The following is a 23680-nucleotide window of genomic DNA, read 5'->3' as shown; positions in this document are numbered from 1 at the left end:
CTCACGGTCTGATGTGCCCTGCACCTTCCTGGGCGAAACCGAGAGCGAAAGGTAGAGTCCGGCGGCGTGCACCTCAAGGCCCTCACTCTGCGCGGATTCAAATCCTTCGCGTCCGCGACCACGCTGAAGTTCGAGCCGGGCATCACCTGTGTGGTGGGCCCCAACGGATCCGGCAAGTCCAATGTCGTGGACGCGCTGAGCTGGGTCATGGGCGAGCAGGGTGCCAAGTCGCTGCGCGGCGGAAAGATGGAGGACGTCATCTTCGCCGGGACGACCGGCCGCCCGCCGCTCGGCCGCGCCGAAGTCTCCCTCACCATCGACAATTCCGACGGCGCGCTGCCCATCGAATACGCCGAAGTCACCATCACGCGGATCATGTTCCGCAACGGCGGCAGCGAATACCAGATCAACGGCGACACCTGCCGGCTGCTCGACATCCAGGAACTCCTCTCCGACTCCGGCATCGGCCGCGAGATGCACGTCATCGTCGGACAGGGCCAGCTCGACTCCGTCCTGCACGCCGACCCCATGGGGCGGCGCGCCTTCATCGAGGAGGCCGCGGGCGTCCTCAAGCACCGCAAGCGCAAGGAGAAGGCGCTGCGGAAGCTGGACGCGATGAAGGCCAACCTCGCTCGCGTCCAGGACCTCACCGACGAACTGCGCCGCCAGCTCAAGCCGCTCGGCCGGCAGGCCGCCGTCGCGCGCCGCGCCGCCGTCATCCAGGCCGACCTGCGCGACGCCCGGCTGCGCCTCCTCGCCGACGACCTCGTACGGATGCGGGAGGCGCTCAGCGCCGAGATCGCCGACGAGGCCGAGCTGCTTCGCCGCAAGGAGAGCGCGGAGGCCGACCTCAAGGCGGCGCTGACCCGCGAGGCCCAACTGGAGGACCAGGTACGGCAGTTGGCGCCCCGGCTCCAGCGAGCCCAGCAGACCTGGTACGAGCTGTCCCAGCTGGCCGAGCGGGTGCGCGGCACGATCTCGCTCGCCGACGCCCGGGTCAAGAGCGCGAGCGCGCAGCCGCCCGAGGAGCGGCGCGGACGCGACCCGGAGGACATGGAGCGCGAGGCCGCCCGGATCCGCGAGCAGGAGGCGGAGCTGGAGGCCGCGCTCGAAGCCGCCGAGCACGCCCTGGAGGACACCGCCGCCCACCGCGCCGACCTCGAACGGGAACTCGCCGTCGAGGAACGCCGTTTGAAGGATGTGGCCCGGGCCATCGCGGACCGGCGCGAGGGCCTCGCGCGGCTGCACGGCCAGGTCAACGCGGCGCGGAGCAGGGCGGGTTCCGCGCAGGCCGAGATCGACCGGCTCGCCGCCGCGCGCGACGAGGCGGGCGAGCGGGCAGCCCACGCGCAGGAGGAGTACGAGCAGCTCAAGGCCGAGGTGGACGGCCTCGAAGCGGACGACACCGAGCTCGCCGAGGCCCATGACGCGGCCAAGCGAGAGCTCGCCGGGGCCGAGGCCGCGCTCGGCGCCGCCCGCGAGGAGGCCACCGCCGCCGAGCGGAAACGTGCCGCCGTCTCCGCCCGGCACGACGCGCTCGCGCTCGGCCTGCGCCGCAAGGACGGCACGGGCGCGCTGCTCGGCGCCCGCGACGCGCTGACCGGACTGCTCGGCCCCGCCGCCGAACTGCTCACCGTCACCCCCGGGTACGAAGTGCCGGTCGCGGCCGCCCTCGGCGCCGCCGCCGACGCGATCGCGGTGAGCGGGCCCTCGGCGGCCGCCGAAGCCATCCGCACGCTGCGCAAGCAGGACGCCGGCCGCGCCGCCCTGCTCCTGAACGGCGCCCCGGAGGACGAGGACGAGCGGCCGGCGCACGGCGAAGGCCCGCCCCGCGCCGCCGACCTGGTCCGCGGGCCCGCCGAACTGATGCCCGCCGTACGGCGCCTGCTGCGCCACGTCGTCGTGGTCGCCACCCTGGAGGACGCCGAGGACCTCGTCTACGCGCGCCCGGCGCTGACCGCCGTCACGGCCGAGGGCGACGTGCTCGGCGCTCACTTCGCGCACGGCGGATCGGCCGGCGCGCCCAGCCTCCTGGAGGTCCAGGCCTCCGTCGACGAGGCCGCCGCCGAGCTCGCCGACCTGGCCGTACGGTGCGAAGAGCTGGCTCGCGCACACCAGCAGGCCAACGAGCGGCGCGCTGAACTCGCCCTGCGCGTCGAGGAGTTGGGGGAGCGGCGACGAGCCGCCGAGAAGGCGCGGTCCTCCGTCGCCCAGCAGCTCGGACGGCTCGCCGGCCAGGCGCGCGGCGCGGCCGGCGAGGCCGAGCGGACCGCCGCCGCGGCCGCCCGCGCCCAGGAGGCGCTGGAGAAAGCCACCGAGGAGGCCGAGGAGCTGGCCGAACGGCTGCTCGTCGCCGAGGAGATGCCGGTCGAGGAGGAGCCCGACACCTCCGTGCGGGACCGGCTCGCCGCCGACGGGGCCAACGCCCGCCAGACCGAGATGGAGGCCCGCCTCCAGGCCCGTACCCACGAGGAGCGCGTCAAGGCGCTCGCCGGGCGGGCCGACGGGCTCGACCGCGCGGCCCGGGCCGAACGCGAGGCGCGGGCCCGCGCCGAGCAGCGCCGCGCCCGGCTGCGCCACGAGGCGGCCGTCGCCGAGGCCGTCGCCTCCGGCGCCCGCACCCTGCTCGCCCACGTCGAGGTGTCCCTGGTGCGGGCCGAGCGGGAGAGGGCCGGCGCCGAGGCCGCCAAGGCCGAGCGCGAGCAGGAGCTGACCGGGGCGCGCGGCGCCGGCCGGGACCTCAAGGCGCAACTCGACAAGCTGACGGATTCGGTTCACCGCGGCGAGGTACTCGGTGCCGAGAAGCGGCTGCGGATCGAGCAGCTGGAGACCAGGGCGCTGGAGGAGCTGGGGGTCGAGCCGGCCGGGCTCGTCGCGGAGTACGGCCCCGACCAGCCGGTGGCCCCGTCGCCGCCCGCCGAGGGGGAGGAGCTGCCGGACGACCCGGAACATCCGCGCAACCAGCCGGTTCCCTATGTGCGCGCCGAGCAGGAGAAGCGGCTCCGGGCCGCCGAACGGGCGTATCAGCAGCTCGGCAAGGTCAACCCGCTCGCCCTTGAGGAGTTCGCCGCGCTTGAGGAGCGCCACAAGTTCCTCTCCGAGCAGCTGGAGGACCTCAAGAAGACCCGGACCGACCTCCTTCAAGTCGTGAAGGAGGTGGATGAGCGGGTGGAGCAGGTCTTCACCGAGGCCTACCGCGACACGGCCAGGGAGTTCGAGGGCGTCTTCTCGCGGCTCTTCCCCGGAGGCGAGGGCCGGCTGATCCTGACCGATCCGGGCAACATGCTGACCACCGGGATCGACGTCGAGGCGCGCCCGCCGGGCAAGAAGGTCAAGCGGCTCTCGCTGCTCTCCGGCGGCGAGCGCTCGCTGACGGCGGTGGCGCTGCTGGTCTCCATCTTCAAGGCCAGGCCCAGTCCGTTCTACGTGATGGACGAGGTCGAGGCGGCCCTCGACGACACCAACCTCCAGCGGCTGATCCGGATCATGCAGGAGCTCCAGGAGTCCTCGCAGCTGATCGTGATCACGCACCAGAAGCGGACCATGGAGGTCGCCGACGCGCTGTACGGCGTCTCGATGCAGGGCGACGGCGTGTCCAAGGTGATCAGCCAGCGGCTGCGCTGAAGCCGGCCACCGCGTCGGCCCGCCAAGGGCGACCGATCACTGGGCTGACCTCGACTTCTTCAAGTCTTGAACAATCGGCGGCGAGTCGTGCCGATAAATTCACAACCGAACAGGTATTGACTTCGAAACTTGAAGGCATAGTCTCTGCAACGTTGCTTTTACCTTCAAGTGGTGGGTGACGGGAAGTTGTGCGCCACTTGGAGGAGTCCCCCCACGCCCTGCGACGCAGCCGGGCGGCCCCAGGAGTGCACGTGACCACAACCGAGCAGGCGCAGGCGTCCGGAGGCGGCCAGACCGCGCCCGACCACCTCGGCCATGTCATCTTCATCACGGCGGCGGCCGCCATGGGCGGCTTCCTCTTCGGCTACGACAGTTCCGTGATCAACGGCGCCGTAGAGGCGATCCGTGAGCGGTACTCCATCGGATCCGGGACGCTCGCCCAGGTGATCGCCGTCGCCCTGATCGGCTGCGCGATCGGCGCCGCCACCGCGGGCCGGATCGCCGACCGCATCGGCCGCATCCGCTGCATGCAGATCGCGGCGACCCTGTTCACCATCAGCGCCATCGGCTCCGCGCTGCCGTTCGCGCTGTGGGACCTCGCGTTCTGGCGGATCATCGGCGGCTTCGCCATCGGCATGGCCTCGGTCATCGGCCCGGCCTACATCGCCGAGGTCGCCCCGCCCGCCTACCGAGGCCGGCTCGGCTCCTTCCAGCAGGCCGCCATCGTCATCGGCATCGCGATCTCCCAGCTCGTCAACTGGGGCATCCTCAACGCCGCCGGCGGCGAGCAGCGCGGCAAGATCATCGGCCTTGAGGCCTGGCAGGTCATGCTCGGCGTGATGGTCATCCCGGCCATCCTGTACGGCCTGCTCTCCTTCGCCATCCCCGAGTCGCCGCGCTTCCTGATCTCGGTCGGCCGCGACGCCGACGCCAAGAAGGTGCTCGCCGACGTCGAGGGCAAGCACGTCGACCTCGACGCCCGCGTCACCGAGATCGAGCACGCCATGAAGTCCGAGCACAAGTCGACCTTCAAGGACCTGCTCGGCTCCAAGTGGGGCTTCCTGCCCATCGTCTGGGTCGGCATCGGCCTCTCGGTCTTCCAGCAGCTCGTCGGCATCAACGTCGCGTTCTACTACTCCTCGACGCTGTGGCAGTCCGTCGGCATCGACCCGTCGAGCTCGTTCTTCTACTCGTTCACCACGTCGATCATCAACATCATCGGCACCGTGATCGCGATGGTCCTGGTCGACCGGGTCGGCCGCAAGCCGCTCGCGCTCGTCGGCTCCATCGGCATGGCGATCGCCCTCGCCTTCGAGGCCTGGGCCTTCTCCGCCGACCTCGTCGACGGCAAGCTCCCCAGCACCCAGGGCGTCGTGGCCCTGATCGCCGCCCACGTCTTCGTGCTCTTCTTCGCCCTGTCCTGGGGCGTGGTGGTGTGGGTCTTCCTCGGCGAGATGTTCCCGAACCGGATCCGCGCGGCCGCCCTCGGCGTCGCCGCGGCCGCCCAGTGGATCGCCAACTGGGCCATCACCGCGAGTTTCCCGAGCCTGTCGGACTGGAACCTGTCGGGCACGTACGTCATCTACACGGTCTTCGCCGTGCTCTCGATCCCCTTCGTGCTCAAGTACGTCAAGGAGACCAAGGGCAAGGCGTTGGAGGAGATGGGCTAATCCCCGCTGCCCCTCTCCTCTCACCCAACCGCCCCGGCTCGCAGATCGAGCCGGGGCGGTTCGCGTGCAAGCCCGTGGTACTCAGAGTGCGGGCAGCACCCGCTCGCAGAACAGGTGCAGGCTGCGCCACCCCTCGTCCACCGGCATCCCGCCGCACAGCGGGTGCAGGACCAGGCTGTCGCCTTCCAGGGCCGCGCACTCCTCGGGGGTCACGACGCGGTAGACGCCCTCCGCGCGCAGTTCCGCCACCGACGTGGCCCCGGACTTCACCGCCGAGCGGATGTCCTTGGACTGCCAGGACGCGTACATCCGCGCCTCGTGCAGGAAGTGCTCGCCGTACTCGGCCCATGTGCGGTCCGGGTCCTCGCTGATGTGCAGCAGGGGCGTGTGCGCCGCCGGCATCATGCAGAAGCCCTCGGTGCCGTACTCGGCGAGCTTCTCGTTGTAGTACGCCTCAAGTTCGGGCAGGTGGGCGCTTGGGAAGAACGGCAGGCCGAGCCGGGCGGCGCGGTTGGCGGCCGCCCGGGAGGAGCCGCCGACCAGGAGCATCGGGTGCGGCTCGGTGAACGGCCTTGGTGTGACCCGTACTTGACGGCCCCGGAAGGTGAACTCCTCACCCGTCCACGCCTTCAGGAGGGTTTCGAGCAGCTCGTCCTGGAGCCTGCCGCGCCGGCCCCACTCGACGCCCTGCCGCTCGTACTCGGCCGGCCGGTAGCCGATCCCCGACACTGTCACCAGACGGCCCCCGCTCACCAGGTCGAGCACCGCGACGTCTTCGGCGAGGCGCAGCGGGTCGTACAGCGGCCCGATGATCGCGGAGATCGTCACCGCGATGCGGCGGGTGGCCCCGAAGACCGCCCCCGCGAAGGCGAAGGGGGAGGGCAGCCAATTGTTGTCCGTGCCGTGGTGCTCCTCGGTCTGGACGGTGTCGACGCCCCGGTCGTCCGCGTACGCCGCCATCTCCAGGGCCGCCCGGTAGCGCGCGGACAGCGACAGCGCGGTGGCGTGCGGGTCCACCAGATTCATGCGTACGACCGTGAACGGCATGGAAAGTCCCCCTCCACCGGGCGGGTTCCTGAGAACCCCGGGCGAAGGGGGACGGTAGCTGATGCCGCGTCAGACAGCCAGAGTCTCAGGGGACTTGGCGTCCTCGCGGGCCTCCGGGGCCTCGGACGGCTCCGCGGCCACGACGGGCGGCTTGGGCAGCGCGACGTAAAGGAGGCCGGACACCACGATGGTGGCGACCCATCCCAGGCCGTACTCGCCGACCGGGTTGTTCGAGGACAGCGGGCCGGTGAACCAGTCGGACTTGGTGAACATGAGGCCGCCGACCAGGCCCACCGCCCAGGCGATGACCGCGGCGGGGGAGAAGCCGCCCTTGTACCAGTAGGCGCTGGTGCGCCCCGTGTCGAGCAGCGCCTTCGCGTCGTACTCCGTCCGCCGCAGCATGTCCGCGCCGAACACGCCGACCCAGGCCGAGAACGCGACGGCGAGCAGCGAGAGGAAGGCGATGAACGAGCCCATGAAGCTGGTGGCGACCAGCATCAGGATGCCGCCGAAGACCAGCGAGATCACCGCGTTGACGGAGACCGCCCAGTGCCGCGGGATCTTGAAGCCGAGGGTCTGCGCGGTGAAGCCCGCCGAGTACATCGACATCGAGTTGATCAGCAGCATGCCGACCAGGGCGATCAGCAGGTAGGGCACCGCGATCCACATCGGCAGGATCTCGCCGAGGAAGGACACCGGGTCGGCGGCCGACGCCAGGTCCGGCGTGGAGACCGCCATGACCGCACCCATCAGGACCATCGGCAGCACCACGATGCCGGCGCCGCCGATGGAGTTGCCCACGATCGCCTTGGCGGACGCGTTGCGCGGCAGGTAGCGGGCGAAGTCGGGGGCGGACGGGATCCAGCTGACACCACCGGCGGCGATCATGCCGGTGCCCGCGACCATCAGCGAGGTCTTGCCGGCCGGCTGGTGGACGACCGCGGACCAGTCGGTGTTCAGCGCGAGGTAGACGAGCACCAGGATCGAGAAGGCGCCGAACAGGAACGTCGCGTACTTGTTGCACTTCTGCACGACATGGATGCCGAGACCCGAGATCGCGAACGTGATGACCACGAACACGGCGAGCGTGACGATGATCAGGAACGTGTTGCTCTTGATCCCGAAGAGGATGTCGAGCACGGTCAGCACCGCATAGGCGCCGGTCACCGCGTTGATGGTCTCCCAGCCCCAGCGCGCCACCCAGATCAGTGAACCGGGCAGCAGATTGCCGCGCTGGCCGAACACCGCACGGGAGAGCGCCATGCCGGGGGCGCCACCGCGCTTGCCCGCGATCCCGATGAGCCCGACCAGGCCGTACGAGAGGACGGGCGCGGCCACGGCGACCACGATCGCCTGCCAGAAGTTGAGCTTGTACGCGACGACGAGGCTGGCGCCCATCGTGAGCAGCAGCACGCTGATGTTCGCGGCGACCCAGGTGGGGAAGAGCTCGCGGGTTCTCGCGGTGCGCTCCTCGTCCGGCACGGGCTCAAGGCCGCGTGTCTCCAGGGCGCTCTGCGGTTCGTCGGTGGTGCCAGTGTTCATGGGGGTGGAGTTCCATGCCTCTCGCTCGGCTCGACGCTGAGCCGGTGGGGGGTGGTCGAAGGGGACTCTACGCGCGTTGATGCGCCCACTTCTATCGTACTTTAATCTGACACCCGTCCCATAATTCCCTTCCGTTCTCGGATGAAGCCACAAACTGGGTGCTCGTGGGCCCGTACCCGATACTGGGAGAGTTATGGAATTCGTCATCCTTGCTGTAGTCATCGCCCTGGTCGCGGTCGGCGCGATCAGCGGGCTCGTGGTCAGCAGCCGCAAGAAGAAGCAGCTGCCGCCCACCGCGCCGTCGAGCACGCCGACCATCACAGCCCCGCCCGCCGAACCTCAGGTCGGTGAGGACGCCGCGGAGACGGCGCAGGAACCGCGCCGCACCATCGAGGAGGTCGGCCTTCCCGAGGCGTCCGCCGCCCCGGTCGTCGTCGAAGGGCCGGTGGCCCCCGAGGTCCCGGCCATCGAGGTCCCCGAACCGACCGCCGGCCGGCTCGTCCGGCTGCGGGCCCGCCTCGCCCGCTCGCAGAACTCGCTCGGCAAGGGGCTGCTCACCCTGCTCTCCCGCGAGCACCTCGACGAGGACACCTGGGAGGAGATCGAGGACACCCTGCTGACCGCCGACGTCGGCGTCGCGCCGACCCAGGAGCTGGTCGACCGGCTCCGCGAGCGCGTCAAGGTGCTCGGCACCCGCACCCCCGAGGACCTGCGCACCCTGCTGCGCGAGGAGCTCCTCACCCTGCTCGGCACCGACTTCGACCGCGAGGTCAAGACCGAGGGCGGGGAGACCGTCCCCGGCGTCGTGATGGTCGTCGGCGTCAACGGCACCGGCAAGACCACCACCACCGGCAAGCTCGCCCGGGTCCTGGTCGCCGACGGCAAGTCCGTCGTCCTCGGCGCCGCCGACACCTTCCGGGCGGCCGCCGCCGACCAGCTGCAGACCTGGGGCGAGCGCGTCGGCGCCCGCACGGTGCGCGGCCCCGAGGGCGGCGACCCCGCCTCGATCGCCTTCGACGCCGTGAAGGAAGGCATCGCCGAGGGCGCCGACGTCGTACTGATCGACACGGCCGGCCGACTGCACACCAAGACCGGGCTCATGGACGAGCTCGGCAAGGTCAAGCGCGTCGTGGAGAAGCACGGCCCGCTGGACGAGATCCTGCTCGTCCTCGACGCCACGACCGGCCAGAACGGCCTGGTCCAGGCCCGGGTGTTCGCCGAGGTCGTCGACATCACCGGCATCGTCCTCACCAAGCTCGACGGCACCGCCAAGGGCGGCATCGTCATCGCCGTCCAGCGCGAACTGGGCGTCCCCGTCAAGCTCGTCGGCCTCGGCGAGGGCGCGGACGACCTGGCCCCGTTCGAACCGGAGGCGTTCGTGGACGCCCTCATCGGAGAGTAGCCACAGCGGTTACGCATGAACGCCCCGCCGCATCAACGACGATGCGGCGGGGCGTTCCCCTGTCCCGGGGTTTACGCGGCCGAACGGTGGCAGATGTACGCGAGCGTGCCCAACAGCAGCCGGGCCTCGGGCGGGCGGGTCGCCGTGTCCAGGGACGGCGGGCGCAGCCAGCGCACCTCGCCCGACGGCGGCGCCGGTACGTAGCTGCCGCGCGGCGGGCAGCACAGGTCCAGGACGGCGTCGTCCCAGCCCATCCGGTAGAGCAGCCGCGGGAGTTCGGCCGAAGCGCCCGGGGCCACGTAGAAATGGGTGCGGCCGGCCGGCGTCGTCGAGACCGGGCCCAGCGGAAGGCCCATCCGTTCGAGCCGCACCAGGGCCCGCCGCCCGGCCGGGGCCGCCACGTCCAGTACGTCGAAGGTCCGTCCGACCGGCAGCATCACCGCGGCCCCCGGGCACTGCGACCACGCCTTGGTCACCTCGTCGAGCGTGGCGCCCGCCGGGACCTCGGGCGCGAACGCGAGCGGGTGCGCGCCCGGCGCCGTACAGGACGAACTCCCGCAAGAGCAGTCGCCGTTCAGGGCGCGGGCGCCGGCCGCGACGTCCCAGCCCCACAGGCCGGTGTACTCGGCCACCGCCGTGACCTCGCTCGTTCGGGTGGTGCGCGCGGAGCGGCCGCGGCGCCAGGAACCGGGCCCGGTCTCCCTGATCCCCCGGCTGCCGCCGATCGTGAAGCCCATGCCCCCTCCAACGGGTCTGCCGCGTCGGTGGTTACGACGCCAGTGACATAGTCGTGACGATCCGGAGTTTTCCCGTCACAATCCGTCTCCGCCAGGTCGGACACGGTCGTGAAGGGGGTGGTGCGAAGCGCGCCGCGCGCCCCGGCTCGCTCCGCTCCACCCGACGCTGATCGTCATGTGTCAAGTGAATCGCGCCTGGCGGCAGGGGAGTTCATTCGAAGGGGTGGCGAATGGTGGCGTTTCTGGAATCGCCGTGGCCGGACGGGTGATCGTAGGATTACTGTCGGTACACGGACCTCGGGGGTATACGCACCCGCGGGTATGCCGGAGGCAAGCCGACTTCCCGTCCGGGCGGGTGCAACCGCAGGACAGGAGGCCCAACTAGCGGCATTCTGATAGAGGTTCGCGCAATCGATGCACAACCGAGGCTTCAGCGGATTGGGGGCGTTCCAGTGGGCGGCAGTGGGGCTAGCGGTACGAGCGCCGGCAAGCGCCCCAACGAGCAGCTGGGTTCGTGGTTCGTCCGCAGCGGCTGGTCGAAGGGCGAACTGGCACGCCAGGTGAACCGACGGGCGCGCCAGATGGGCGCGCACCACATCAGCACCGACACCTCCCGGGTGCGGCGCTGGCTCGACGGCGAAATGCCCCGCGAGCCCATTCCCCGGATCCTCTCGGAGCTGTTCTCCGAGCGCTTCGGCAGCGTCGTCGCCATCGAGGACCTCGGCCTGCGCCAGGCCCACCAGTCGCCGTCCGTGTCCGGCGTCGACCTGCCCTGGGCCGGACCCCAAACGGTGTCCCTGCTCAGCGAGTTCTCGCGCAGCGACCTGATGCTCGCCCGGCGCGGCTTCCTCGGCACGTCCCTGATGCTGGCCGCGGGCCCCTCCCTGATCGAGCCCATGCAGCGCTGGCTCGTGCCCTCGCTCTCCGGCGAGTCCGGCCCCAAGGAGACGGCCGCGAGCGCCCGGCGCCCCTCCCGGCTGTCCCGGCCCGAACTGGAACTGCTCGAATCCACCACCGCGATGTTCCGCCAGTGGGACGCCCAGTGCGGCGGCGGGCTGCGCCGCAAGGCCGTCGTCGGCCAGCTCCACGAGGTCACTGACCTGCTCCAGGAGCCCCAGCCCGCGGCCACCTCCAAACGCCTCTTCCGGTGCGCGGCCGAACTCGCCGAGCTGGCGGGCTGGATGAGCTACGACGTCGGCCTCCAGCCCACCGCCCAGAAGTACTTCGTGCTCGCCCTGCACGCCTCGAAGGAGGCGGGCGACAAGCCGCTCGGCTCGTACATCCTGTCCTCGATGAGCCGCCAGATGATCCACCTCGGCCGGCCCGACGACGCCCTGGAACTCATCCATCTCGCCCAGTACGGCAGCCGCGACTGCGCCACCGCCCGCACCCAGGCCATGCTGTATGCGATGGAGGCCCGCGCGTACGCCAACATGGGCCAGCCCAGCAAGACCAAGCGGGCCGTCCGCATGGCCGAGGACACCTTCGGCGACGCCGGGCTCGACGGCGAGCCGGAGCCCGACTGGATCCGCTTCTTCTCCGAGGCCGAGCTCAACGGGGAGAACGCCCACTCCTACCGCGACCTCGCCTACGTGGCCGGCCGCAGCCCCACGTACGCCTCGCTCGCCGAGCCCGTGATGGAGCAGGCCGTGGCCCTGTTCGGCAAGGACGAGGAGCACCAGCGCAGCTACGCCCTGAACCTGATCGGCATGGCCACCGTGCACCTGCTCAAGCGGGAACCCGAGCAGTCGACGGTGCTGGCCGAGCAGGCCCTGCGGGTCGCCAAGCGGGTCCGTTCCGAGCGGGTCAACACCCGGCTGCGCAAAACCGTCGACACCGCCGCGCGCGACTTCTCGGACGTCGCCGAAGTGGTCCAGATGACGGACCTGCTCAGCAGGGAACTGCCCGAGACCGTCGAAGCCGTCTGAGCCCCGCCCGCCCTCTCGGCGGGCGACGGCATACAAGACCCCGGCCGCGACACTCATCCCGTTCAGCCCGACTCGGCTCCCCCGCGCCAGGTCAAGCGGGTGACGTCGCGGCCGGTCCGCTGTACGCGGACGTACGCGGATGGTAGTCGCCGGCCCCCTTCTGATCCGGCAGTTCACTGGCGTGTAACACGCCCGCCCCCTTCGTCACTGCGTCGAAACATCGAGCGGCATCGACGGAAACCGCGCTGGGACAACCTCATGGCGCATAACCGGCCCCCAGCCAGTTCCCGCCCGAGTAACGCCCCCGCACGGGCCGTACCGACGACGAGGAGACGCCGATGCCTCCAGGCATCACGCTCGCAGCTGACGCTCCGCAGCTGTCCAGCGCCAACACCGGATTCATGCTGATCTGCTCAGCGCTGGTGATGATCATGACGCCCGGCCTCGCCTTCTTCTACGGAGGCATGGTCCGCGTCAAGAGCACCCTGAACATGCTGATGATGAGCTTCATCAGCCTCGGCATCGTCACGATTCTGTGGGTGCTCTACGGATTCAGCCTGGCCTTCGGCGAGAGCAACGGCTTCATCGGCTGGTCCAAGGACTACTTCGGACTCAGCGGCATCGGACTGGTCCAGCTCTGGCCCGGATACTCGATCCCGATCTACGTCTTCGCCGTCTTCCAGCTGATGTTCGCGGTCATCACGCCCGCGCTCATAAGCGGAGCCCTCGCCGACCGTGTCAAGTTCACCGCCTGGTCGCTGTTCACCGCCCTGTGGGTCACCGTCGTCTACTTCCCCGTCGCGCACTGGGTGTGGGCCTCGGACGGCTGGCTCTTCAAGAAGGGCGTCATCGACTTCGCCGGTGGCACGGCCGTGCACATCAACGCGGGTGCGGCCGCCCTCGGCGTGATCCTGGTGATCGGCAAGCGGGTCGGCTTCAAGAAGGACCCGATGCGGCCGCACAGCCTGCCGCTCGTCATGCTCGGCGCGGGCCTGCTGTGGTTCGGCTGGTTCGGCTTCAACGCGGGCTCCTGGCTCGGCAACGACGACGGCGTGGGCGCCGTGATGTTCGTCAACACCCAGGTCGCCACGGCCGCCGCCATGCTCGCCTGGCTGCTGTACGAGAAGCTCCGCCACGGCTCGTTCACCACGCTCGGCGCCGCCTCCGGCGCGGTCGCGGGCCTCGTCGCCATCACCCCGTCCGGCGGCTGCGTCAGCCCCCTCGGCGCGATCGCGATCGGCGCCATCGCGGGTGTCCTGTGCGCCATGGCCGTCGGCCTCAAGTACCGCTTCGGATTCGACGACTCGCTCGACGTCGTCGGCGTCCACATGGTCGGCGGCATCACCGGCTCGCTGCTCGTCGGCCTCTTCGCCACCGGCGGCGTACAGTCCACCGCCAAGGGCCTCTTCTACGGAGGCGGCCTGGACCAGCTCGGCAAGCAGGCCATCGGCGTCGGCGCGGTCCTCGGCTACTCGCTGGTGGTTTCGGCGGTCCTCGCCCTCCTGCTCGACAAGACGATCGGGATGCGGGTCCCCGAGGACGACGAGATCTCCGGCATCGACCAGGTCGAGCACGCCGAGACCGCGTACGACTTCAGTGGCGCGGGCGGCGGCACCGCCCCCCGCAAGACCGTGCCGGTCCCGGGCGACGCGGCAGCGAACAAGAAGGTGGACGCATGAAGCTCATCACCGCGGTCGTCAAGCCGCACCGGCTCGACGAGATCAAGCAGGCCCTCCAGGCCTTCGGCGTCCACGGCCTGACCGTCACCGAGGCCAGCGGATACGGGCGCCAGCGCGGCCACACCGAGGTCTACCGCGGCGCCGAGTACACCGTCGACCTCGTACCCAAGATCCGCATAGAGGTCCTGGTCGAGGACGACGACGCCGAGGAACTGATCGACGTCGTGGTCAAGGCGGCCCGCACCGGAAAGATCGGCGACGGCAAGGTGTGGAGCGTGCCGGTCGAGACGGCGGTCAGGGTCCGTACGGGCGAGCGCGGGCCCGACGCACTGTAGGCACAGGCAAGGAGCTGCTGGGTGACGAGCGTTGAAGTGAGTACCGAATCCCGTGACGACGACTCGGAGCCCGGCGGTTACGCGGCGGCCCGGCTGCGCCTTCTCACCGAGAAGGGGCGGTCCGGGCCGCCGCGCCGTGCGGCGCTCGCCGAGCTGACCGACGACTGGCTGGCCACGCTGTTCACCGCCGCGGCCGAGGAGGCCGGGGTGGCGGGCGCGTCCCTGGTCGCGGTCGGCGGCTACGGGCGCGGCGAACTCTCCCCGCGCAGCGACCTTGACCTGCTGCTCCTGCACGACGGGCGGGCCGACGCCGGAGCCCTCGCCCTGCTCGCCGACCGGATCTGGTACCCGGTGTGGGACCTCGGCCTCGCCCTCGACCACTCCGTACGCACCCCCGCCCAGGCCCGCAAGACAGCGGGCGAGGACCTCAAGGTGCAGCTCGGCCTCCTGGACGCCCGCCATGTCGCGGGCGACCTCGCCATGACGTCGGCGCTGCGCACCGCGGTCCTCGCCGACTGGCGCAACCTCGCCCCCAAACGGCTGCCCGAACTCGACGAGCTGTGCCGCGAACGGGCCCAGCGCCAGGGCGAGTTGCAGTACCTCCTCGAAGGCGACCTCAAGGAGGCCAGGGGCGGACTGCGGGACGCCACCGCCCTGCGCGCGGTCGCCGCGTCCTGGCTCGCGGACGCCCCCAGGGAAGGCCTCGCCGAGGCCAGGCGCCGCCTCCTGGACGTGCGCGACGCGCTGCACCTGTGCACGGGCCGCGCCACCGACCGCCTCGCCCTTCAGGAACAGGACGCCGTCGCGGCCGAACTGGAGCTCCTGGACGCCGATGTGATGCTGCGTCAGGTCTCGGAGTCGGCCCGCGTCATCTCCTACGCCGGCGACGTCACCTGGCGCGAGGTCGGCCGGGTACTGCGCGCCCGCTCCGCCCGGCCCCGGCTGACCCGGCTGTTCGGCGGCGGCCGCACCGGCGCCCCCGACCGCACCCCGCTCGCCGAGGGCGTCGTCGAACAGGACGGCGAGGTCGTGCTCGCGCTGACCGCCCGCCCCGAGAAGGACCCGGTCCTCGCGCTGCGCGCCGCCGCCGCGGCCGCCCAGGCGGGCCTGCCCATCTCCCTGCACGCGGTACGCCGCCTGGCGGCCACGGCCCGGCCGCTGCCCACGCCCTGGCCCGCCGAGGCCCGCGAACAGCTCGTCACGCTGCTCGGCGCGGGGGAGTCCACCGTCCCCGTCTGGGAGGCCCTCGAAGCGGAAGGCCTCATCACGAGCCTGCTGCCCGACTGGGAGCGCGTACGCTGCCGGCCCCAGCGCAACGCCGTCCACACCTGGACCGTCGACCGCCACCTCGTCGAGACCGCCGTCCGCGCCTCGCACCTGACCCGCCGGGTGCACCGGCCCGACCTGCTCCTGGTCGCCGCCCTCCTGCACGACATCGGCAAGGGCTGGCCCGGCGACCACTCGGTGGTGGGCGAGACCATCGCCCGCGACGTCGCCGTACGGATCGGCTTCGGCGCCGCCGACGTGGCCGTGATCGCCACCCTCGTACGCCATCACCTCCTCCTCATCGAGACCGCGACCCGGCGCGACCTGGACGACCCGGCGACCGTCCGCTCGGTCGCCGAAGGCGTCGGCTCGACCGGGACCCTGGAGCTGCTTCACGCCCTCACCGAGGCCGACGCGCTGGCCACCGGGCCCGCCGCCTGGTCCTCCTGGCGCGGCTCGCTCGTCGCGGACCTGGTCAAGCGGGCCTCGGCGGTCCTCGCCGGAAAGACCGTCGACCCCGAACCCGCGGCGATCACGGCCGAACAGGAACGCCTCGCCGTCGAAGCCCACCGCACCGGCGGGCCCGTCCTCGCCCTGCGGGCCCGGACGGACGGATCGGACGAGCAGGAACCCCTCGGCGTGGAACTCCTCGTCGCCGTCCCCGACCAGCCGGGCGTGCTGCCCGTGACGGCCGGCGTCCTGGCCCTGCACCGCCTCACCGTCCGCGCCGCCGAACTGCGGGCCGTCGAACTCCCCGACCCCGTCGGCGGCTCCGTACTCCTGCTGAACTGGCGGGTCGCCGCCGAGTACGGCTCGCTGCCGCAGGCGGCCCGGCTGCGGGCCGACCTGGTGCGGGCACTCGACGGGTCCCTCGACATCGAAGGCCGTCTCGCCGAACGCGAGGCCGCCTACCCGCGCCGCCGGGGTGTGCAGGCACCGCCGCCCCGCGTCAGGGTGGCACCCTCGGCCTCCCGGCACGCCACCGTCATCGAGGTGCGCGCCCAGGACGTACCCGGCCTCCTGCACCGCATCGGTCACGCCCTGGAGACGGCGCGCGTACGGGTGCGCTCCGCGCACGTGTCGACGCTGGGGTCGAACGCCGTGGACGCCTTCTATGTGACGGACACGGAGGGCGCGGCGCTGGCCACCGGGGAGGCGGCCGAGGTGGCGAGGCAGCTGGAGTCGGCGCTGGGAGCCGCACCCGGCCCCGGGTAGGGCGGCCCTATGAGGGAGGCCCGCCGCAGGCACCCCCGCGCACCCCCATCCGCCGGGATACCCTGGGGACCGTTCACCCGACCGCCCCACGAGCCGAGGACCCGCGACCACCGTGTTCGATACCCTTTCCGACCGCCTGAGTGCGACGTTCAAGAACCTCCGGGGCAAAGGCCGCTTGAGCGAGGCGGACATCGACGCCACGGCGCGCGAGATCCGCATCGCGCTCCTGGAAGCCGACGTCGCGCTGCCCGTGGTCCGCGCCTTCATCAAGCAGGTCAAGGAGCGCGCGTCCGGCATCGAGGTCTCCCAGGCCCTCAACCCCGCCCAGCAGGTCATCAAGATCGTCAACGAGGAGCTCATCGGCATCCTCGGCGGCGAGACGCGGCGCCTGCGGTTCGCCAAGACCGCGCCGACCGTGATCATGCTCGCGGGCCTCCAGGGTGCCGGTAAGACCACCCTCGCCGGAAAGCTCGGCAAGTGGCTCAAGGGGCAGGGCCACTCCCCGCTCCTGGTGGCCTGCGACCTCCAGCGCCCCAACGCCGTCAACCAGCTGAGCGTCGTCGCCGAGCGCGCCGGTGTCGCCGTCTACGCGCCGGAGCCCGGCAACGGTGTCGGCGACCCGGTCAAGGTCGCCCAGGACTCCATCGAGTTCGCCCGGTCCAAGCAGTACGACGTGGTCGTGGTCGACACCGCCGGACGCCTCGGCATCGACCAGGAGCTGATGCAGCAGGCCGCGGACATCCGCGACGCCGTAAGCCCCGACGAGGTCCTCTTCGTCGTCGACGCGATGATCGGCCAGGACGCGGTCAACACCGCCGAGGCCTTCCGCGACGGCGTCGGCTTCGACGGCGTGGTCCTCTCCAAGCTCGACGGCGACGCCCGCGGTGGCGCGGCGCTCTCGATCGCCCACGTCACGGGCAAGCAGATCATGTTCGCCTCCAACGGCGAGAAGCTGGAGGACTTCGACGCCTTCCACCCGGACCGGATGGCGTCCCGCATCCTCGACATGGGTGACCTGCTCACCCTGATCGAGCAGGCGGAGAAGACGTTCAGCCAGGCCGAGGCCGAGAAGATGGCCTCCAAGCTGGCGTCCAGCAAGGGCAAGGACTTCACGCTCGACGACTTCCTGGCCCAGATGGAGCAGGTCCGCAAGATGGGCTCCATCTCCAAGCTGCTCGGCATGCTGCCCGGCATGGGGCAGATCAAGGACCAGATCAACAACATCGACGAGCGGGACGTGGACCGCACCGCGGCCATCATCAAGTCGATGACCCCCGGCGAGCGCCACGACCCGACCATCATCAACGGCTCGCGCCGCGCCCGTATCGCCAAGGGCTCCGGTGTCGAGGTCAGCGCGGTGAAGAACCTCGTCGAGCGGTTCTTCGACGCCCGCAAGATGATGTCCCGGATGGCCCAGGGCGGCGGAATGCCGGGCATGCCGGGGATGCCGGGCATGGGCGGCGGCGCCGGCCGGCAGAAGAAGCAGATCAAGCAGGCCAAGGGCAAGCGCAAGAGCGGCAACCCGATGAAGCGCAAGGCGGAGGAGGCCGCGGCCGCCGAGCGCAAGGCGCAGGGCGGCGCGCTCGGCCTGCCGGCCGCCGAGGAGCAGAAGAACTTCGAGCTGCCCGACGAGTTCAAGAAGTTCATGGGCTGACCGCCCGCAGTCGTACGCGAGGGGCGCCTTCCGGCCGGTCCGGGGGCGCCCCATTCGTTTCCGGGAGACCCCTCAGGCTCACCCGGAATGCCGTATTTATACGGGTCTCCAATAATGGCGCGTACCGGCCATGAGGAGAGCCCGTGCCCACTTCCGTACCCCCGCGCGACCGCCCCGACCAGCCGTGGCGCTCGGAAGGGGCGCCACCGCCGCCCGCGCCGAAGAAGAAGATGCCCGGCGGCTGGGGCCGGCTGATCCTCACCGCGCTGGTCGTGTACCTGATCACCAACCTGATCCTGTCGTTCTTCAACGACGGCGACGAGCCGACCGTCTCGTACACCGAGTTCAGCAAACAGGTCACGGCCGGCAACGTCTCGAAGATCTACGCCAAGGGCGACGCCATCCAGGGCCAGCTCAAGAACAAGGCGCCCGTCCCCTCCGGCGAGGGCAGCGGCGATTACACCAAATTCACCACCCAGCGCCCGACCTTCGCCGACGACGACCTCTGGACGCAGCTGACCAAGCAGAAGGTCACCGTCACCGCCGAACCCGTCGTCGAGCACCGCAGCTTCCTCGCCAACCTGCTGATCTCGCTGGCCCCGATGCTCCTGCTCGTCGTCCTGTGGGTGTTCATCGCCCGCCGCATGAGCGCGGGGCTCGGCGGCGCCGGCGGCATGCTCGGCCGCAAGACCCCGCCCAAACCGGTCGAGATGGGGCCCGACGGCAAGCGCACCACCTTCGAGGACGTGGCCGGCATCGACGAGGTCGAGGGCGAGCTCAACGATGTCGTCGACTTCCTCAAGAACCCGGATGCCTATCGCGCGATGGGCGCCAAGATGCCCGGCGGCGTGCTGCTCGCGGGCCCGCCCGGGACGGGCAAGACGCTGCTCGCGCGGGCTGTCGCGGGGGAGGCCGGGGTGCCGTTCTTCTCGGCGTCGGCCTCGGAGTTCATCGAGATGATCGTGGGCGTGGGCGCCTCGCGCGTACGCGAGCTCTTCGCCGAGGCGCGCAAGGTGGCCCCCGCCATCGTCTTCATCGACGAGATCGACACCATCGGGCGGGCCCGCGGCGGCGGCTCCGGCATGGGCGGCCACGACGAGCGCGAACAGACCCTGAACCAGATCCTCACCGAGATGGACGGCTTCTCCGGCTCCGAGGGCGTCATCGTCCTCGCCGCCACCAACCGGTCCGACGTCCTGGACCCGGCGCTCACCCGCCCCGGCCGCTTCGACCGCATCGTCCACGTCAGCCCGCCCGACCGGGGCGGCCGCGAGGCCATCCTGAAGATCCACACGCGCGAGATCCCGATGGACCCCAGCGTCGACCTGGAGCAGGTCGCCCGCACCACCCCGGGCATGACCGGCGCCGAACTCGCCAACCTCGCCAACGAGGCGGCCCTGCTCGCTGTCAAACGCCAGCAGCGCGAAGTCACCCAGTCCGACCTCTCCGACGCCCTAGAAAAGGTCCAACTCGGCGCCGAGCGGCCCCTGGTGATGCCGTACGAGGAGCGCCGCCGCACCGCCTACCACGAGAGCGGGCACGCGCTGCTCGGCATGCTCCAGCCCGGCGCCGACCCGGTCCGCAAGGTCACCATCGTGCCGCGCGGCCGGGCCCTCGGCGTGACCCTGTCCACCCCGGACTCCGACAAGTACGCGTACACCGAGGAGTACCTGCGCGGCCGGATCATCGGGGCGCTCGGCGGCATGGCGGCGGAGCAGCTCGTCTTCGACGTGGTCACCACCGGTGCCGAGAACGACCTGGAGCAGGTCACCAACATCGTGCGCGGCATGGTCGGCCGCTGGGGCATGAGCGAGAAGATCGGCCCGCTGTCCGCGCTGCCGAGCGACGCCCAGCAGGCCTACGGGCTCTCGGCGGCGCCCGGCACCCTGGACGCCATCGCCGTGGAGATGCGCCGCATCGTGGACGAGTGCTACGAGAAGGCGGGCCGGCTCCTTCGCGAGAACCGCGACAAGCTGGACGCCCTGGCCGAGGCCCTGCTCGCCAACGAGACCTTGGAGGAGGAGGCGGCCTACCGCGCCGCCGGCATCCCCCGCCTGTCGAAGGCAGGGGCGTAGGCCCTCTCAACGGCGCAGACCCTCTCAACGGCGCAGACCAACGGCGCAGGCCCTCTCAACTGCCTTGTAAAAGGCCTCTGTTACGGACCTTTACGGCGTGAGGCAGGCTCTCATGGCGTGCGGGCGATCAGATAACGGAAGACATTGGGCATCCACACCGTGCCGTCGCGCCGGACGTGCCCGTGCAGCGCCTCGATGAGCTCCTTCTCCACCTGGGCCTGGTCGGTGGCGCGGGCCGCCGCGTCGAAGGCGCCCGTCGACATCAGACCCCGTACCGCGCTGTCCAGATCCGCATAGCCGAACGGGCACGCCACCCGGCCCGAGCCGTCCGGCTTGAGCCCGGCGCGCGCGGCCACGTCCTCCAGGTCGTCGCGCGCACTCGGCCGCCAGCGCGGGGCATCGCTCAGCCGGGTGGTCAGCCGGGTCGCGACCCGCAGCACCGCCGAGGTGGCACACCGCTCCGGCGGCCCCCAGCCGGCCAGGACCACGGCGCTGCCGTGCTCCGCGAGCGCGACGGCCGCCTCCAGCGTGGACACCAGGCCTTCCGTATCGCCGGCCGCACAGCCGATGGGCTCGAAAGCGGTGATCAAGTTGTACGGGGGACGGCCGGGCTCCGCGGTGTCGGCGGGCCCGCCCGTCACCAGGCGGCTCGCGCCCGCCCCCGGGGCGCCGGACCGCCCGGACTCCGGCCCGAGACGCTCGCGCGCCAGCGCCAGGCGCGCGGCCCGCTCCGGGCCGTCCACGCCGGTCACCGCGGCCCCGCGCGAGGCCGCGATGAGCAGGGCGAGCCCCGAGCCGCAGCCGAGCCCGAGCAGCCGGGTCGCCGGCCCCACGTCGAGCCGTTCGTACGCCGCCTCGATGAGGGGGACCAGCATCCGTTCCTGGATCTCCGCCCAGTCCCGCGCGCGCCCGGTCGTACCCGCCGAGGGGGCGGAGGCCGTGCGGGACTGATGCCGGACGAGCGTTGGTGTCATGGAAAGCGCCCCAATCCGCCGAGAGGTCAGCTGTGCCCTGTTTGACAGCCCCCCGTGAATGTCCGTACGCACTTCCCCCGTATGCCAGGGAACTCCGCATCCCGGCCCACGTCCAGAGGGCGGAGCCATGAAGCGCGGACCGAGTGGGGCCGGAAGGCGATTCACGCTCCGCGACCCTTGCGCCGTACCATTCGCGCCATGGCAAAGGCACCCGTTCTCACGCCCCAGGCGGAAGACTTTCCCCGCTGGTACCAGGACCTGATCAACAAGGCCGAGCTCGCGGACAACGGGCCCGTGCGCGGCACCATGGTGATCCGACCGTACGGCTACGGCCTGTGGGAGCGGATGCAGCAGGAGATGGACGCACGCATCAAGGAGGCGGGCGCCCAGAACGCCTACTTCCCGCTCTTCATCCCCCAGTCTTACCTGACTCGCGAGGCTGAGCACGTCGAGGGCTTCGCACCCGAGCTCGCGGTGGTCACGCACGGTGGCGGCAAGGAGCTCGAAGAGCCCGTCGTGGTCCGCCCCACCTCCGAGACGATCATCAACGACTACTTCTCGAAGTGGGTCCAGAGCTACCGCGACCTGCCCCTGCTCATCAACCAGTGGGCGAACGTGGTCCGTTGGGAGATGCGTCCGCGCGTCTTCCTCCGTACGAGCGAATTCCTGTGGCAGGAGGGGCACACCGCCCACGCCACGTACGAGGACGCCCGCGACTACGCCGCGCGCATCCACCGCGACGTCTACGCCGACTTCATGATCAACGTCCTGGGCATCGACGTGGTCCTCGGCCGCAAGACCGCCAAGGAGCGCTTCGCCGGAGCCATCAACACCCTCACCCTCGAAGGGATGATGGGCGACGGCAAGGCCCTCCAGATGGGCACCAGCCACGAGCTCGGCACCAACTTCGCCAAGGCCTTCAACACCCAGTACCTGTCCAAGGACGGCAAGCAGGAGCTCGTCTGGCAGACCTCCTGGGGCGTCTCCACCCGCATGGTCGGCGGGCTGATCATGTCGCACGGCGACGACAACGGCCTGCGGGTGCCGCCGCGGCTGGCCGCCGTCCAGGTCGTCGTCATGGCGATCAAGGGCGACGAGGCCGTCACCAAGGTCCGCGAACTCGGCGACCGCCTCAAGGCCGCGGGCCTGCGCGTCCAGGTCGACGACCGCGTCGACACCCCCTTCGGCCGCCGCGCCGTGGACTGGGAGCTCAAGGGCGTACCCGTACGCATCGAGATCGGCCCGCGCGACCTGGAGGCCGGCACCGCGATGCTGGCCCGCCGCATCCCCGGCGGCAAGGAGCCCGTCTCCATCGACGCGCTCGCCGAGCTGCTGCCCACCGTCCTCGAAGAGGACCAGGCGCTGCTCCTGCGGCAGTCCCGCGAGCGCCGCGAGTCCCGTACGAGCGACGTCGCCACCCTCGACGAGGCGGCCGAGGCCGCGATCGCCGGCGGCTGGGCGCGCATCCCGTGGGCGGACCTCGGCCCCGAGGGCGAGGCCAAGCTCGCCGAACAGGCCGTGTCCGTACGGTGTCTGGTCGCCGAGGACGGGTCGGTGCCCGAGGCCGACGACGCACCCGGTACGGTCGCGATCGTGGCCCGCGCCTACTGAGGGGACCCGGCCCGGCACACGTGGCGCACACACCACGGAGAGTCGGCCGAAACACCCCTTGCGCACCAGCCGACAACGGCCGCCCCGGCGTGAGGACTTCATCTACGCGCTGGGGCGTACGCGCCGCTACGTCATACCTTGGTGTGAGCTGTGAGCCTTCTCCGCAGATCAGCGCACCCGCCCTCGTCCGCACGCATCAATGCCAACTGACGGGTACGAGCAAATTATTTGGGATGCCCCGGAATAGGAACACAGCGGCCTTGCGGCTCGTTGTCACGACGTGAGCACGACACCACCTGTTCTCGCCGCAGAGCTGGCACAGGCGTGGGCCGACATTCAGCGGTACCACTCCGAGCTGCCGGACCTAGCCGCGCCCGAGTCCCTGATCGGAGAGTCGTCGTCCGCCTGTGGCGCCGAGCTCTCCTTCGAGCGACTGCTCCATGAGGCAGTCCACGGCATTGCCGCCGCCCGCGGTGTCCGCGACACCTCCCGCGCCGGCCGCTACCACAACCGGAGATTCCTGGCGATCGCCGAGGAGCTCGGCCTCGATCACCCGGAGGAACCGCACCCCAGCAGCGGCTTCTCCCTGGTCACGCTGAACGCCGAGGCCAGGCGCCGCTACCGGCCCACCATCGAACGGCTGCAGCGCGCGCTCAAGGCGCACACCGTCGCCACGGCCGCCGACACCAAGCGCTCCTTCCGCGGGCCCGCAGCCCGGCACGGCTCCTCCGGAGGCGGCGTGCGGGTCAAGGCCGTCTGCGACTGCGGGCGCAACGTACGCGTCGTCCCCTCCGTGCTCGCCCAGGCGCCCATCGTCTGCGGCGGCTGCGGCAAGCCGTTCCGCATCCCGGAAGGGGCCGAAGTGGTCGCCGCGGTCGGCTGACCCCGGGCCCGGCCGCCGGCAGGGGCGGCAGGTCCGGG

At 71.1% G+C, this 23680-nt stretch carries 15 protein-coding genes; 11 read left to right on the top strand and 4 right to left on the bottom strand.

Annotation, left to right across the window (positions count from 1 at the left end; all coding sequences use genetic code 11):
* Positions 1–66: 66 nt before the first annotated feature.
* Positions 67–3624: a chromosome segregation protein SMC gene (smc, locus tag ACWC2B_RS13385; RefSeq protein ID WP_450716597.1), complete on the top strand. Its 3558-nt coding sequence runs from the start codon at positions 67–69 to the stop codon at positions 3622–3624.
* Between the two features lie 251 nt (positions 3625–3875).
* Positions 3876–5294, top strand: a complete 1419-nt coding sequence (locus ACWC2B_RS13380; RefSeq protein ID WP_450716596.1) for a sugar porter family MFS transporter — start codon at positions 3876–3878, stop codon at positions 5292–5294.
* Positions 5295–5375: 81 nt separating this feature from the next.
* On the opposite strand, the gene ACWC2B_RS13375 is transcribed toward ACWC2B_RS13380, so the two are convergent.
* Together ACWC2B_RS13375 and ACWC2B_RS13370 are read right to left on the bottom strand one after the other, a co-directional pair.
* Positions 5376–6341 carry an LLM class flavin-dependent oxidoreductase gene (locus ACWC2B_RS13375; protein ID WP_450716595.1) on the bottom strand — a complete coding sequence of 322 codons (966 nt, stop codon included), beginning with the start codon at positions 6339–6341 and terminating at the stop codon, positions 5376–5378.
* A gap of 69 nt (positions 6342–6410) precedes the next feature.
* On the bottom strand, positions 6411–7883 hold the full coding sequence (locus ACWC2B_RS13370) for a cytosine permease (RefSeq protein ID WP_450716594.1): 1473 nt from the start codon (positions 7881–7883) through the stop codon (positions 6411–6413).
* A 193-nt stretch (positions 7884–8076) separates the two neighbouring features.
* Between ACWC2B_RS13370 and ftsY the strand changes: the two genes are divergently transcribed.
* Entirely contained in the window at positions 8077–9285 is a 1209-nt protein-coding gene (gene ftsY / locus ACWC2B_RS13365; RefSeq protein ID WP_450716593.1) for a signal recognition particle-docking protein FtsY, read from the top strand.
* A gap of 71 nt (positions 9286–9356) precedes the next feature.
* Here ftsY and ACWC2B_RS13360 read toward each other — a convergent pair whose 3' ends face one another.
* Positions 9357–10022, bottom strand: a complete 666-nt coding sequence (locus ACWC2B_RS13360) for a bifunctional DNA primase/polymerase (protein WP_450716592.1) — start codon at positions 10020–10022, stop codon at positions 9357–9359.
* 452 nt (positions 10023–10474) lie between these two features.
* Here ACWC2B_RS13360 and nsdA point away from each other — a divergent pair, with 452 nt between their 5' ends.
* The 6 genes from nsdA (at position 10475) to ftsH (ending at position 20174) form a co-directional block, all read left to right on the top strand.
* On the top strand, positions 10475–11950 hold the full coding sequence (gene nsdA / locus ACWC2B_RS13355) for a transcriptional repressor NsdA (RefSeq protein WP_450716591.1): 1476 nt from the start codon (positions 10475–10477) through the stop codon (positions 11948–11950).
* A 338-nt stretch (positions 11951–12288) separates the two neighbouring features.
* On the top strand, positions 12289–13629 hold the full coding sequence (locus ACWC2B_RS13350) for an ammonium transporter (RefSeq protein ID WP_450716590.1): 1341 nt from the start codon (positions 12289–12291) through the stop codon (positions 13627–13629).
* The gene (locus ACWC2B_RS13345; protein WP_053727924.1) at positions 13626–13964 is read left to right on the top strand and encodes a P-II family nitrogen regulator; all 339 of its coding nucleotides are present in this window, start codon (positions 13626–13628) and stop codon (positions 13962–13964) included. Before ACWC2B_RS13350 ends, ACWC2B_RS13345 begins: the two co-directional genes overlap by 4 nt.
* Before the next feature lie 21 nt (positions 13965–13985).
* The gene (locus ACWC2B_RS13340; protein WP_450716589.1) at positions 13986–16445 is read left to right on the top strand and encodes a [protein-PII] uridylyltransferase; all 2460 of its coding nucleotides are present in this window, start codon (positions 13986–13988) and stop codon (positions 16443–16445) included.
* A 112-nt stretch (positions 16446–16557) separates the two neighbouring features.
* Positions 16558–18099 carry a signal recognition particle protein gene (gene ffh, locus ACWC2B_RS13335; protein WP_450716588.1) on the top strand — a complete coding sequence of 514 codons (1542 nt, stop codon included), beginning with the start codon at positions 16558–16560 and terminating at the stop codon, positions 18097–18099.
* Positions 18100–18242: 143 nt separating this feature from the next.
* Positions 18243–20174, top strand: a complete 1932-nt coding sequence (gene ftsH / locus ACWC2B_RS13330; protein WP_450716587.1) for an ATP-dependent zinc metalloprotease FtsH — start codon at positions 18243–18245, stop codon at positions 20172–20174.
* Between the two features lie 110 nt (positions 20175–20284).
* Here ftsH and ACWC2B_RS13325 read toward each other — a convergent pair whose 3' ends face one another.
* Complete coding sequence (locus ACWC2B_RS13325) at positions 20285–21148, bottom strand: SAM-dependent methyltransferase (RefSeq protein WP_450716586.1); 864 nt, start codon at positions 21146–21148, stop codon at positions 20285–20287.
* A 198-nt stretch (positions 21149–21346) separates the two neighbouring features.
* On the opposite strand from ACWC2B_RS13325, the gene proS reads away from it, so the two are divergent.
* Positions 21347–22759 carry a proline--tRNA ligase gene (gene proS, locus ACWC2B_RS13320; RefSeq protein ID WP_450716585.1) on the top strand — a complete coding sequence of 471 codons (1413 nt, stop codon included), beginning with the start codon at positions 21347–21349 and terminating at the stop codon, positions 22757–22759.
* Positions 22760–23039: 280 nt separating this feature from the next.
* On the top strand, positions 23040–23642 hold the full coding sequence (locus ACWC2B_RS13315) for a hypothetical protein (protein ID WP_114040425.1): 603 nt from the start codon (positions 23040–23042) through the stop codon (positions 23640–23642).
* The last annotated feature ends 38 nt before the right edge of the window (positions 23643–23680 follow it).

Source organism: Streptomyces sp. NPDC001415 (assembly GCF_053597395.1).
This window is presented reverse-complemented; position numbering and strand designations above follow the sequence as displayed.

Excerpts from the sequence above, each read along its gene's own strand:
- ACWC2B_RS13375 (WP_450716595.1), bottom strand. The coding sequence starts at position 6,341 with ATGCCGTTCACGGTCGTACGCATGAATCTGGTGGACCCGCACGCCACC.
- ACWC2B_RS13370 (WP_450716594.1), bottom strand. The coding sequence starts at position 7,883 with ATGAACACTGGCACCACCGACGAACCGCAGAGCGCCCTGGAGACACGC.
- ftsY (WP_450716593.1), top strand. The coding sequence starts at position 8,077 with ATGGAATTCGTCATCCTTGCTGTAGTCATCGCCCTGGTCGCGGTCGGC.
- ACWC2B_RS13360 (WP_450716592.1), bottom strand. The coding sequence starts at position 10,022 with ATGGGCTTCACGATCGGCGGCAGCCGGGGGATCAGGGAGACCGGGCCC.
- ACWC2B_RS13350 (WP_450716590.1), top strand. The coding sequence starts at position 12,289 with ATGCCTCCAGGCATCACGCTCGCAGCTGACGCTCCGCAGCTGTCCAGC.
- ACWC2B_RS13345 (WP_053727924.1), top strand. The coding sequence starts at position 13,626 with ATGAAGCTCATCACCGCGGTCGTCAAGCCGCACCGGCTCGACGAGATC.
- ACWC2B_RS13325 (WP_450716586.1), bottom strand. The coding sequence starts at position 21,148 with ATGACACCAACGCTCGTCCGGCATCAGTCCCGCACGGCCTCCGCCCCC.
- proS (WP_450716585.1), top strand. The coding sequence starts at position 21,347 with ATGGCAAAGGCACCCGTTCTCACGCCCCAGGCGGAAGACTTTCCCCGC.